Origin of the sequence: Desmonostoc muscorum LEGE 12446 (genome assembly GCF_015207005.2) — a bacterium.
Classification (GTDB): domain Bacteria; phylum Cyanobacteriota; class Cyanobacteriia; order Cyanobacteriales; family Nostocaceae; genus Nostoc; species Nostoc muscorum.
This window is the reverse complement of record NZ_JADEXS020000001.1, coordinates 1,593,518-1,606,056: the sequence shown is the minus strand read 5'-3', so window position 1 is coordinate 1,606,056 and position 12,539 is coordinate 1,593,518. Positions and strand designations below refer to the sequence as shown.

Sequence of the window (12,539 nt, the reverse complement as noted above, 5' to 3'; positions counted from 1 at the left end):
TGAGGATGATGAAGAAACATCATTAAATATTTTTCATGAGTAATCCAGTATCATCTACCACTGACCAGTCAGCAATGATTGATGAGATTGTAGCAACTAGCCTCCAAGCTCAACAACAAACAGGCCCAGATCTGCGCCAAATTCATAGTAAAAGTCATGGACTGCTTTGGGCAGAGTTTATTATTGAACCCAATCTTCCTGAAGACTTGAGAGTAGGTTTGTTCAAAACGCCCCAAACCTATCCTGCTTGGATTCGTTTCTCTAGCGGTGGTGCGCCTGAAAAGCGTGGAAAATTTCGCTCCGATACCCAACCTGATGTTCGCGGTATTGGCATTAAGGTGATGAATGTAGACGGGCAAAAAGTACTGGATGATGAAGAAAAAACTCAAGACTTTGTACTCAACAGTTATCCTACTTTCTTTACCAAAGATATTCGTGATTACGCTGATATCTTTAAAGCAGGTAGTGGACAACTTACTCCAGAACGGATACAGGAACTGGGTTATGCCTTCGCTTTGTTACAAAAAATTACTAGTAAGAACGTAGGCAATCCACTTTTGATTCAATATTGGAGCATGGCTCCGTTTAAATTTGGCGATAAGATTGTCAAATTGTCTGTAAAATCTCAACAGATTGAACAGCCTCCAGAAACACTTCCAGAATCCGAAAACTACCTCCGGGAAGCAATAGTCAAGCATTTAACAGTAGAAGGTCAAGAAGCATCTTTTGACTTCCTGATTCAGTTTTATGTAGATGATGACAAAACCCCAATTGAAGACCACGTTAAAGAATGGCAAGAAGCAGATTCACCGTTTATTAAAGTTGCAACTGTCCGCATTCCCAGTCAGAAATTTGATTTTGAAGAACGCAAACGTTTAGATGAGGGTACATTGTTTAGCCCTTGGCATACATTACTTGAGCATGAGCCTGTTGGCAGTGTGAATCTTTCTCGCAAAAAGCTTTATAGCGAACTTGCAAAGTATCGGCGAGAACAAATTGCCAAACGCTTGCGGGAACCACAGCCTTATGTAGAGGTTGAAGATTAACCACTATAATTTGATTTCAAACTGTAGAATGATACAGCAGAATTCAGGAGTAAGAATTCAGAATTCAGAAGGAATTGGAGATGTGGTTGTCGCGCGGCGCAACGCACCTTGAATTGTTGATGGTGCGTTAGCCTACGGCATAACGCACCCTACATTTACTAAGTTTTTATTTTTATTCAACCAGATTTTTGATGATAGGTTACGATAAAATTAATCAAACTTTTAATTAAATCCATGTCTGACTCAGTTCAATATGTTACTAATGCAGAGGGAGAAAAAATTGGTGTACTGTTAGATTTAGAAACTTACCAACAGCTAACCAATTTATCTATAGATTCTGAATTATTGATTGGTTTAAGTAAAGAAGAGTTACAAGCTTTAGCAGAAAATTCCTTATTTCCCAAAGTTCAGATCCAATTACAAGACTTATTAAATAAAAATTCTGAAAATCATTTATCAAACGAAGAAAGTGAGATTTTAGACAGATTATTGGCACAGGTTGACCAGTTAAATATTCTGAAAACTAGAGCCAGATACACGTTAAATATTTTTCAAAAGAAGCAACAAGTCACGTGAGTGTTTACATTCCTATTGAATTACAAAGGAAAATTCGTAATCAATCAAATGCTGAACTCTAAAAAATCACGATCGCAAATTCTGCTAATGTATACGCTATTGGGAGCGATCGCACTGGTGATGCTCTTTCCTTTGCTGTGGCTAATCAGCACAGCCTTAAAATCACCTACGGAAAATATTTTGCAGTCGCCGCCACAGTTGTTGCCTGCGTCGCCTACACTGGATAACTTTTCTAGTGTTTGGCAATCTTTACCTTTTGGACAATATTTATATAACAGCACCTTGGTGTCAGTGCTGACTGTTGGCTTAAATCTGCTGTTTTGCGCTTTAGCTGCCTATCCCTTGGCAAGGTTATCATTTGTGGGGCGAGACTGGATTTTTGTGGCCATTGTCTCTACGATTATGATTCCCTTCCAGATTGTGATGATTCCTCTTTACATTTTGACAGTCCAGTTGGGTTTGAGAAATACTTATTTAGGGATGATTTTTCCCAGCTTAGCTTCTGCCTTTGGGATTTTTCTATTGCGCCAAGCTTTCATCAGCGTTCCCAAAGAAATAGAAGAAGCTGCCCGTATGGATGGCAGCTCGGAGTTAGGTTTGTGGTGGTATGTGATGTTACCAGCAATTCGCCCAGCATTAGTAACTTTAGCTATTTTTGTATTTATTGGTGCTTGGAGTGACTTTTTGTGGCCTTTAATTGTCATCCAAGACGAAAATTTATACACCCTTCCCTTGGGAGTCGCCAAGCTAGCAGGTACATTTTCCCTTGATTGGCGGTTGGTAGCAGCTGGTTCTGTAATTGCGATCGCCCCAGTATTATTACTATTTGTGTTTTTACAACGTTACATTGTACCCACGGAAACTGGTAGCGGGGTGAAGGGGTGAAGAAGACGCGGGGACGCGGGGATGAGGGAGTAGAAGGAGCAGGGGGAGCAGGGGAGGCAGGGGGAGCAGGGGAGGCAGGGGAAGAAATAACCAATCTTCAATGCCCAATGCCCAATGCCCAATTCAATAAGCACCAGTCTTTTTCAAAACTACCCAAATTGTTTTCATAATTAGACTCAAGTCGTAAGTTACAGACCACTTACGTTGATAATCTATATCCATCTTGACAATGGTTTCAAAGTCTGTGATGCTTGAGCGTCCATTAGCCTGCCATTCTCCAGTAATGCCTGGCTTGACTCGCAATCTATCCCAGTGGTGTGCATCGTAATGCTTGACTTCATCAAGAGTTGGTGGACGAGTACCTACTAAGCTCATGTCCCCTACCAAGACATTCCAAAATTGTGGAAATTCGTCTAAGCTAGTACGCCGCAAAAATTTACCCACAGGAGTAATTCGAGGATCGTCAACAGATTTAAAGATGTGACCTTTGGCTTGATTTTCAACTAAATACTTGAGTTTATCGGCATCCATAACCATAGAACGGAATTTCCACATCCGGAAGGGTTTTCCATTCAAACCGCAGCGAATTTGAGAATAAAATATTGGATTTGGATCGGAAATCAAGGTAACAACTGCTACGGGAATCGCTACAAAAAATGTAATAATCAGCCCGACAATGGCTCCAACAATGTCAATTAATCGTTTTGCCAAGCTTACAGTTGAGGGATGTGACGGCTGTTGCGAGCAATCAAGGGAATAAGAATAAATCACAAGAGTTAGCTGAACTACAACAGGAATTTTTGCATCAGTAGTGCAGACATCGACATAATCTTTATAGGACTTTTAATGTTTTTGTCGTCTCTACTGAGTGCTAACATACACAAAAGTCTAACTAGAAAAAAACCGAAAACCTAAAGTTTACAGAATCTTTCAATTAACCAGGCATATTGTAAATTTCCAGTATTTTCCTGTAAAAAAACCAAAAATAATGCTATTAGAACCAGACACAAAATTTTGTGAGTAAACCATACTTTTACTCACAATTTGGCTGCTTGTAGCGGCACTAACCTTAATTATGAACTTCTAGGGCAAAATTTACTGTATATGGTTCCTCAAGTGATTGCTGATTGCTAGCCTTGATTGCATCGAGATAGCGACGCAAAGACAAAAGTTGTTGGGAATTGGGACGATAGGTGAGACTGCCTTGTTTTTCAAAAAGTGGTGCAGTGGCGATCGCCTGATAGTCAGGATTTTCTTGGGAAGTCTGGGTGAGCCAAGTTGAGTCTATGACTGAAGGTATCAAACCGGAAGGTAATTCACCTTCCAAAAAAGCTAACAGGCGTTGCTGACAACTGCGGGTATTGATTCCACGACCCTCAAATAGCTGGATAACTTCACCGAAAGATAAGGGTCGATCTGGTAGCAGGCGCAGCAATTCTGTAAACAGGAAATAATCAGTGTATTGTTGTCTGGGTATATCTAATATCTGGGGATGCAAAGGTAGCATCGCCAAACCATAGGCAACTCGACTGCAATTAGGAGCGCCGTTTTCGCCGAGATATAAATCTTGAATAATTTTCGCGCTGGGGAGTTTTTGCCGTAGCCAACGGTTCACCGTCCCGATACAAGCTACTCCACCAGTGAGGATAGCTTGATTAATTGCTTCTGTGGGAATACCACGAGCTACCAATAATTTGTTCAGTTCGCGGTTCAAACGGCGGACAAAGGGGATAAATACTTGGCTTTCTAAGTCTCGTCGCCGTAAAATCCATCGCTGATCGGCTAATTCCAAGGTAAAAGTGTCTTGGTGTTGTAAAATCAGCTTCAAAGCTAGTGCTGCATCTAATACCGCCTGTCCCAGCAAAGAACTTTCTAGGCGCTGCTGGAGACGAATTCGAGCCGTGATATCCGGTTCGCCAACTCTGGGTAGTTCTAATTCTTCCAATCCCAAAGTCTGCCAATGCATTTGGTCTAAACCGGGAATTGACGGTTGCCATTGCCAGGGATTAGTGGTGGCAGTTTTACTCTCGCTTTCGCTTTCTAAACGTGACTGGCGAGATTTAGGTGGCAAAAGCAGCTGACAGATAATGTCTTGTTCAATTCCCTTGCCAGCATAAGCAAAACTGTGCAGCATGAAATCATTGTATGTCAATTGTGCTAGGGTTTCTGGTACATCGACTAGCAACATTTCTGTAGCAGCTGCGCCAATATTAATCACAAGGGTGTTGCCCACAAGGGAATTTTCGCTGGTTTTTGCAGGATGAGAATCTTGGTCTTGGTTTAATTTTAATTTTATTTGCTCACCCTTAGCAGCATCAAGTTCTGGAAGTAGACTAGCGATCGCTTCTTCGACAAAAAAGACTTGCTGGGGATGTCGGATCAGCTTGCTAGTGAGTACAGCTTCTCTGACGTTGAAGCGATATTGTTCTGACCAACTAGATGGACAAGTGCAAATTACACCAGCAATATTATTAATAATCTGAGGAAAATTTTGTTCGCTAATCCCAACAGCAGCAGCCATTAAACTAGGAGTGGTACTAGCTCGATCGCGCTTGAGAGTTAACAGCAGTTTAGAGAGCGATCGCACAACCCAAATTAAAGGCCCTGCCGAAAATTCATTTAATTGCAAAACAGGTTCCCATTTTTGGCGTTCACTCTTGTAGGGAATGGCTACTTGTAAATAAGGTTTCAACTGCGCCGAATAAAGATTGTTTGTTGAATCTGCTGTGGAGTTGGGTGGCGCAGGATTCTTATCTTGGGCAACAGCCGCAGGTGCTGTCTGCTCATGTGATTCGATACTTTCATTTTCCCCGTGGGGTACAGAAGCTGTTGGCAGATAAACCTCTGTTGGTAAACGAAACGATTGCTGAAAAGAACTTGTTCCCGGTGGATTTTCTGCTGACCAGTAGATAGGATGTACAACCAAAGAAGAACTATTTAACAATGCAGCGGAAATTCCTGTTGTACCCAAATCAATTCCTAAATACCACACTGATTCCAGAACTTTGGATGAAACTTCTATATTGTTTATCGAGTTGGAATTGGGAGGTAAATAACTTTCTGAAACAGGAGTTGTCTCTTGCTTTTTTTTTTCAGTTTTTGGGTCTAAATCTAAGTTAGTTTCTATCTGGGGAACTGCCAGACTGTTTGTTGCTATTTGGAGATTTTCTAGCCCTTGCTCAGGGGAAATTGTGGGGATTGTGTCTTGGATTGTAGCAACAGATTCCTGAGAAATATCTAAGTTACTAGCTGGTTGCAAGTCAGAATTTAGCTGTCGATCAAAATTAGCCAAATCCAGGTCTAATTGCTGCAACTGTTCTTCATCTAAGGAAATATCAGGGATGACTGGAGTCTGATTTGACTCTAAAGAAAGTAGGTTTTCTTGTGGCGAAGCTGGAATATAGTTATCTAAAGAGGGTTCAAGGCGATCGCTTGTGGCATCTGTGGCGATCGCAATTTCTGGTATTTCTGGAGTAAGTGGTGCTGTAGTTGTGGCATTATTCACAGCTGATGGTACTTCCAGAAGTTGCTGTTCATTACCTACATCAGGTAATAAATCAGTTAAGGTGCTAATTGTATCAGCAACTTCTGGCTGATTGCTGAGTTCCAAAGGCAAACTCTCTGCTACGGAAATTACTGGTGGCAAGGCTAGGTCAGTATCCTCTGCAAAAAATAGTCCTTCCGCTGAATCTTTAGTTTCTATAGCATCCTGAGCATTGCTGAGATCGAAAAAATCTGTGTCTGATTTTTCCAAAGATGTATCAGGTGTCACAACCTCAGAATCAACAGTGGGGGGGAGAACAGGTGTCTCCTCAGGGGTATTCAAAGTTGATGGAGGAGTTGTAACAGAACTTGATGAATCACTACCAGTACCAAACAAACTGGCATAAAGTTGATCTACTTCATCAGCAATTAACGCAGAAATATCTTCCGGTAATTCAGCTGGACTTTCGGAAGATTGAGACGACTCTAAGCCAAGCTGCAACAGCACTGCATCTAAATCTTCTGTGAGAGTAGTAGTTTGTTGCTCAGGATTAATTGACGAAGTTTCTGGCTGTATCAGTTCTAGAAGTGGAAATTCAGCATCGATATCAGTTGGGTAAGCTAGTGATGCAGGTGGTGTTTCAGCTTCTCCCTCCAGAAGAGATGACTGGGAACTAGGGGATTGTTGCTGCAAATACTGGGTTAAATTGTTGAGAAAGCTGGCCATCAACTGTTCGCCCTGCATTCCCTTGCTATGCATTCTTGCCAGTGCTTGGGATAAAGACTCGTAATAGGTGTTAATGTTGCGTTGTAGTGCCTCAAAAACAACATTCACAGTCCCATCTAGTGATAGTAAGCGTTGATCTAACTCCTGAGCCAGCTGTGTTAACTGCTCTACACGGTCTGGGGATTCTAAAAAAGGTTGAGTTGCAAAAGATACTGGTTGTGAGTTTGGGCGATCGATTCCTGCTGAAGAACTGGGGGAATTAGCTAAAGTCTGTGCTACCAATGGCGTTAAAGTTGGCACAAGGCGACTCATGAGTACCTGTAAAAACTCGGTAATCATCTGCTCTTGGTTTGTCAACTGCTGCGCCAGGGAGTAGTTTTGCAATCGCTTTTGTTCTAACTGCCGAATTTCTTGGACGAGAGTGGCTCGTTCTTGTAATAGTCCTTCTAATTCGGCCCTTAATGGCTGTATCAATTTGGAAAATTCAGTTTTTAATTCCCCTGCTTCAACGGTACTGTGTTCTTGAGTGGGTTCGGATGGTGGTAATAAAAGCTGGTTATGGCTTTGATCGGTAAATTTTGTTAATAAAGGCGATGGCTCCGCCAACGCCAAGGGCGATCGCGGTTCTCTCAAAGATTGATTTTGGATACCGCCCTCTAATGCTTCTTTTTCTCGTAGTCTCACCAAAAAGTCCCGAATTCGTTCTAAAACCTCTTTAGGTTCTTGTCCCTGACCAGGGAAAAACCTAGACAGGCGCTTACCACCACTGGCAAGTAAGTTGTCAATGTCTGCAATCAGCTTTTGAATTTCATCTGCACTGGAAGTCACTTTTCTATACCTTAGCTAGAACTTTATGTCAACTAATGTGACAATTACTTTACAGTCACCGTGCCCCTACGGGGAAGCAAGCTACGCACAGCGTCTCCCATAGGAGAAGTTTTGAGTGGCAGGAGCCGCTACTTGGACTTGTGACTCTCATTATGTTATGGATTACTGGGAGGAGTGGCAATCTTCAGTCAGTGTTTGTTTAACAAGCTTAGCTTGATTGCTCAAAACCGCTAAAATATGTGAGCAATAATTTACTAGCTTGAGTATGATGAATGTTGTTTGCTTATATTTTTAAGTAACCAAGAGTAATCAAGTTTACAGCACAGGTACTCCCTAAGTAATACTTCAGCAGGCTGTAACTAGTTTTGACAAAACTTTTAACCTATTTAAACCCATAGGTGAAAATTGTTTAGAAAAACGCTCCGATCGCTTTTTTTGTGTAGCATAGGTTATTTTTATTGTTGAAAGGTGGCTGTGCTCTGATAGCTTAGGCTTAAAAGAATGCTCTTGTATGTCGTTTGTATATAGCAGCTTGAATAAAAATGCCCTAATGGAAGACCGATATGTGCCCTGCTTTTTTGAGGGTTTGCCAGAAGCAGTTGTGGAAACAGCCCTTACCCATCTTGTAACCCGCACTCACCCAGCTAATCAAGTGATCGTACTAGAGAATGACTGGGGTGGTGCTGTGTATTTTATCAGAGAGGGATGGGTAAAAATTCGTACTTATAATTTAGAAGGGAAAGAGGTAACACTGAATATTCTTGGCAAAGAAGAATTGTTTGGTGAAATGGCGGTTCTAAGTGAAAAACGTCGAACTACTGATGTCATTACCCTAACCCCAACGGTAATTGGCAGTATGCCTGCTTCAGATTTTAGCAATTTACTTAAAACGGAACCCTTGGCAGGACTCCGATTAGCAACACTAATGGCAGAGCGCTTACAGCAAGTGAATCGCCGATTACGTTTGCGGGAATCTCATAGTCAGTCACGGGTAGCAGATACATTGCTGTTTTTGGCAGAAGGACAGGGAAAAAAAGGGCAAACAGGAACTGAAATCCCGAATTTACCTCATCGGGAATTGAGTAGTTTGAGCGGACTGGCACGGGAAACGGTGACGCGGGTATTGACAAAACTAGAAAAAAAAGGCTTGATTAAACGGGATCAAGACATTATCTGTATTCCCGATATGTCAGCCTTGGAAAGAATGATAGTGTGAAGTACCCCTTTTTGCTTCGCTGAAAAAGGGGCTTCCAATTTCAACTACAACAATGACGGTCTTATTCGTCTTTCGGGTTTCCCGTCTAATTCGCCGTTGCCACGTTAGGTATTCCTATTGCTAGGAGTTCGGAACTAAACCCGATGATAGCGTAGCGGTAGCGAGTCATCGAGCGTCTGGTCTTACACAGCGTCCACAGGCAGCCGCCCATCTTCCATAGGCACTTTGATTGTTTTACCGTACATTCCTGTGTGGCTTATCTTTTACCGCCTTAGTAGATAGGCGAACCAGTGACCGGAATCTTTCCCCCTTTCTCACGCTCTTAGACAAGGCATAGCATATTACTGCTACTGTGACCGTTTGTTATGAGCCGTTTGGGTGGGTCATCGACCATTGAGATCATAATATATATGTATCCATAGCAGTGATACTTCATGAAAGAAAGATCCATCAGAGTTAGGTTATCGCAGAAACGGAACGACAAACTTAAGGCTTATGCACAAAGCAAAGAAAAAACAGTTACGCAGTTGGTTGAGGATTGGATCGACAGGCTGCCTAGTCCTAAGATTGACGACTCCTCATCCCCACCCTCAATGTACTCATAGGGTGGGGACTTCCGCGACACGTTAAAACTTGTCAAAATATGAGCATTTTAAATTCTCTGCCCGATGAGCCAGAAGACGAACCATCACCAGAATCTGAAACTCCCGCCAATCATTGGTTAGACAAACAAGAATTAAGCCGTCCTCAACTTAAGGCTGATACGCCCTTGAGGATGGTGGAAACAGCCTTTTTAGCCAGTACTGCTAGCCTAATTTGGTTTATTAATTTTTACTTTCCTTTAGGCCCAGTTTTGCGGATATTTTTTCCAGTGCCGATCGCTCTAGTTTATCTCCGTTGGGACAGACGAGCAGCATGGATGGCAGCACTCACTTCTGGGTTGCTGCTGACAGTACTGATGGGGCCAGCCCGCAGTTTGCTATTTGTCATGCCCTACGGCTTTATGGGCGTGCTTTTAGGTGCGACGTGGTATCGTCGTCGTGTTCCCTGGATAGTTTCCATCACCTTGGGTACGCTGTTGGGTACTTTGGGAGTCTTTTTTCGGTTGTGGTTATTATCTGTGTTATCAGGTGAAGACCTCTGGGTTTATGTAATTACCCAGGTGACTGAGTTTATCGAGTGGGTATTTCTAAAGTTGAGTTTATTGGCGAGTCCCAGTGTGTTTTTGATTCAAATAGGCGCGATCGCTTTGATTGTACTCAACAACTTTATCTACCTCTTTGTAGTACACCTAGCTGCATGGCTGCTTTTTGACCGCCTGGGCAACCCCATTCCCCGCCCACCACACTGGGTGCAAGTCCTTATGGATTATGAAGGATAGTTATCAATACTGCTCGGATAAGCAGGGGAGGCAGGGGAGGCAAAACTTCCCCTGCCTACATTTCTCCCCCGACTATTGAACAGCTTGCCTCAACCAAGAAATTCCAAAACCTACGCAGTATTGGGATAGTTATTTGTCATTAGCAGTACTGAGTTAAGAGTTAAGAGTTATTCTTCCCCTGCCTCCCCTGCTTCCCCTGCCTCCCCTGCCTCCCCTGCTCCCCATCTGCACATGCCCAATTCCCAAATTCGTATTTATACCCAAAAACAACAGGGTGAAGAATGGCTGCGACGGTATCGTGGTTATCTACCTGTATTTGCCTGCGTTTTAGGATTTACTGAAACTGGTTTGATTCCAGGGATTTCAGCAGCCGGTCGCACTCCAGAAGATCGAAAATATACTGCTTGTGCGGATGCCGAGTTTTTGTATTATGGCGCAGAACATAAATCCCAATATCCCTTACCACCGTTGGCGGCTGGGGCTTCGCCTGTGTTGATTTCTCGCGCTGTCTTTGAGTCACTAAAAATACCCGTGCATTTATTTAATGCTGGTTTACCCCAGGTTCCTGCTGTGCCAGTAATTGATTTGGGTGGCACTCCTGCTAAATGTTTAAGTGGAGGGAATGCTATGGAAATCACAACGGTACACCACTTGCTCGAACAAGGGCTACTTTGGGGAGAACGCCTTGCTGCCAATATCCAACAGGGATATTTGATTATCGGTGAATGCGTCGTTGGAGGCACTACAACTGCTCTGGCAATTTTAACTGGTTTAGGCATAGAAGCTGCCGGAAAAGTTAACAGTAGCCACCCTGTTTGTAACCACGCCCAAAAGTGGGCACTAGTGCAAGCTGGGCTGGAAAAGATGAAGAGACATGAGGGGGATGAGGAGGATGAGGGGGATGAGGGAGATAAAGAAAAGGGGAACAAGGAAGAAAATTTTACCTTGTCTGGCTCATCTCCCCCATCTCCCCCATCTCCCTCATCTCCCTCATCTCCCCCACTTCCCCCACCCGATCCCTTAAAACTCGTCGCCGCCGTGGGCGATCCGATGCAAGTGGTGGTGGCTGGAATGGCGATCGCTGCTAGTCGTAATTGTGGTGTTATGCTGGCTGGAGGGACGCAAATGCTGGCGGTTTATGCGCTAATGAGTGCGATCGCTCAAGCTTACGGTTTATCATGGCAACCAGAAGAAGTAGTTGTGGGTACAACGCGCTGGGTAGCAGAAGATCCTACCGGCGCTACTGTTGACTTAGCCTTGAGCATAGGTAAAAGCAGTTCAACTCAGATTGCAACAACTCCTCCCCTATTAGCAACTGCTCTCAACTTTACTGATTCTCGTTATCCCCAACTGAGAGCTTATGAGCAGGGCTTTGTCAAAGAAGGTATGGGTGCTGGAGCAGCTTGCATAGCTGCTCATCTTTGCCAAGATTGGCAGCAACACCAACTTTTAACAGCCATTGAAGCCCAACTTGAACGGCTGAGCTTGGTTAATTACCAATAGTAAAACCGGAAACTTATCAAGCTCCGGTTAATATTTGAACTCACGAATATTGACTAAATTAACAAGAAAGAATTCAGGAGTTAATAGTCAGAAAAATAAATTGAATTGCAGTACAACTGGTGAATGTAGCTTGCTTCTACGTAGAAGTATAAACGATAAAACACCACACCAAATTTTCAACTTTGTGGCGTTTCCAGGCAATCGCTGAAAATCCCTCACTTCAAGCATTGCTGAATTCTGTTAGCGCAGCGGGGCGTAGCCCATTCTGAATTCTGACTTCTCTTTTAATGAATTCTTTCTCTAAGTAATTGTTCTTCCAAGGCAGCAATGCGATTGTATGCTGCTGTTAATTGCGCTGTTAGTCGTTGTATTTGAATTTCTGGTGTTAAGTTGTTATCTCCACCTTGACGGTGCATATCTAAATAAATGCCATCTGTTAATACATCCTTGTGTTCCATTGCCGAATTTGAACTGATACGTCCTTTTAACTGGTTGCCTCCAGTACCACTATATTCCTGATAATTATCCTTTGCTTGTGTATTCGCTAAGGAACACTCTGAAAAAGCTTGAGCAACTTTAATGTCAAGCTGCTCAATTACTTGGCAGAGGGCATCCAGTTTTTGGCTCAAAATCAGGATTTGCTTTTGTAATGGCTCCATTCAATACCCTCATTGGCACATTAGATTCTATGTTATTCAATTTACTGAGAATCTTAACTATACTTATGAATTATTTAAGTATTCATATTTTTTGTGGCAATGTGACATTTAAATCATTACTTCTAAATATTAAGTAAAGATTTAGCATAAGTACTACTAAGGAAAATTATTGAGAAAAATTAATCTTCAGGTAGTGATTCGCATAAAAACTCGCTAATTTGAGTCAAATGCTCAA

9 protein-coding genes are annotated in these 12,539 nt (G+C 42.6%); 6 read left to right on the top strand and 3 right to left on the bottom strand.

The window, feature by feature from the left end; translation table 11 throughout:
- Positions 1-35 precede the first annotated feature (35 nt).
- The 3 genes from IQ276_RS07105 (at position 36) to IQ276_RS07095 (ending at position 2,507) form a co-directional block, all read left to right on the top strand.
- Positions 36-1,046, top strand: coding sequence for a catalase family protein (locus IQ276_RS07105; RefSeq protein WP_193921994.1), 1,011 nt, complete (start codon positions 36-38; stop codon positions 1,044-1,046).
- 234 nt (positions 1,047-1,280) lie between these two features.
- Positions 1,281-1,622 (top strand): hypothetical protein, encoded by a 342-nt coding sequence (locus IQ276_RS07100; protein ID WP_193921992.1) that lies wholly within the window; start codon positions 1,281-1,283, stop codon positions 1,620-1,622.
- Positions 1,623-1,670: 48 nt separating this feature from the next.
- Positions 1,671-2,507 (top strand): carbohydrate ABC transporter permease, encoded by an 837-nt coding sequence (locus tag IQ276_RS07095; RefSeq protein WP_193921990.1) that lies wholly within the window; start codon positions 1,671-1,673, stop codon positions 2,505-2,507.
- Between the two features lie 123 nt (positions 2,508-2,630).
- Here the strand turns inward: IQ276_RS07095 and IQ276_RS07090 are convergent, their stop codons facing one another.
- Complete coding sequence (locus IQ276_RS07090) at positions 2,631-3,278, bottom strand: sugar transferase (protein WP_373690470.1); 648 nt, start codon at positions 3,276-3,278, stop codon at positions 2,631-2,633.
- A 298-nt stretch (positions 3,279-3,576) separates the two neighbouring features.
- On the bottom strand, positions 3,577-7,545 hold the full coding sequence (locus IQ276_RS07085; RefSeq protein ID WP_235115497.1) for a hypothetical protein: 3,969 nt from the start codon (positions 7,543-7,545) through the stop codon (positions 3,577-3,579).
- 550 nt (positions 7,546-8,095) lie between these two features.
- On the opposite strand from IQ276_RS07085, the gene IQ276_RS07080 reads away from it, so the two are divergent.
- The 3 genes from IQ276_RS07080 to IQ276_RS07070 all read left to right on the top strand — a co-directional run bounded on the left by IQ276_RS07080 (position 8,096) and on the right by IQ276_RS07070 (position 11,645).
- On the top strand, positions 8,096-8,761 hold the full coding sequence (locus IQ276_RS07080) for a Crp/Fnr family transcriptional regulator (RefSeq protein ID WP_190875594.1): 666 nt from the start codon (positions 8,096-8,098) through the stop codon (positions 8,759-8,761).
- Positions 8,762-9,404: 643 nt separating this feature from the next.
- Positions 9,405-10,142, top strand: a complete 738-nt coding sequence (locus tag IQ276_RS07075) for a DUF2232 domain-containing protein (RefSeq protein ID WP_193920418.1) — start codon at positions 9,405-9,407, stop codon at positions 10,140-10,142.
- A 231-nt stretch (positions 10,143-10,373) separates the two neighbouring features.
- Complete coding sequence (locus IQ276_RS07070; RefSeq protein WP_235115496.1) at positions 10,374-11,645, top strand: nicotinate-nucleotide--dimethylbenzimidazole phosphoribosyltransferase; 1,272 nt, start codon at positions 10,374-10,376, stop codon at positions 11,643-11,645.
- A gap of 284 nt (positions 11,646-11,929) precedes the next feature.
- On the opposite strand, the gene IQ276_RS07065 is transcribed toward IQ276_RS07070, so the two are convergent.
- Positions 11,930-12,304 carry a hypothetical protein gene (locus tag IQ276_RS07065; RefSeq protein WP_073643782.1) on the bottom strand — a complete coding sequence of 125 codons (375 nt, stop codon included), beginning with the start codon at positions 12,302-12,304 and terminating at the stop codon, positions 11,930-11,932.
- Between the last annotated feature and the right edge of the window lie 235 nt (positions 12,305-12,539).

Coding starts and splice junctions, on each gene's coding strand:
- IQ276_RS07100 (WP_193921992.1), top strand. CDS start 1,281: ATGTCTGACTCAGTTCAATATGTTACTAATGCAGAGGGAGAAAAAATT.
- IQ276_RS07095 (WP_193921990.1), top strand. CDS start 1,671: ATGCTGAACTCTAAAAAATCACGATCGCAAATTCTGCTAATGTATACG.
- IQ276_RS07075 (WP_193920418.1), top strand. CDS start 9,405: ATGAGCATTTTAAATTCTCTGCCCGATGAGCCAGAAGACGAACCATCA.
- IQ276_RS07065 (WP_073643782.1), bottom strand. CDS start 12,304: ATGGAGCCATTACAAAAGCAAATCCTGATTTTGAGCCAAAAACTGGAT.
- IQ276_RS07105 (WP_193921994.1), top strand. CDS start 36: ATGAGTAATCCAGTATCATCTACCACTGACCAGTCAGCAATGATTGAT.
- IQ276_RS07070 (WP_235115496.1), top strand. CDS start 10,374: ATGCCCAATTCCCAAATTCGTATTTATACCCAAAAACAACAGGGTGAA.
- IQ276_RS07080 (WP_190875594.1), top strand. CDS start 8,096: ATGGAAGACCGATATGTGCCCTGCTTTTTTGAGGGTTTGCCAGAAGCA.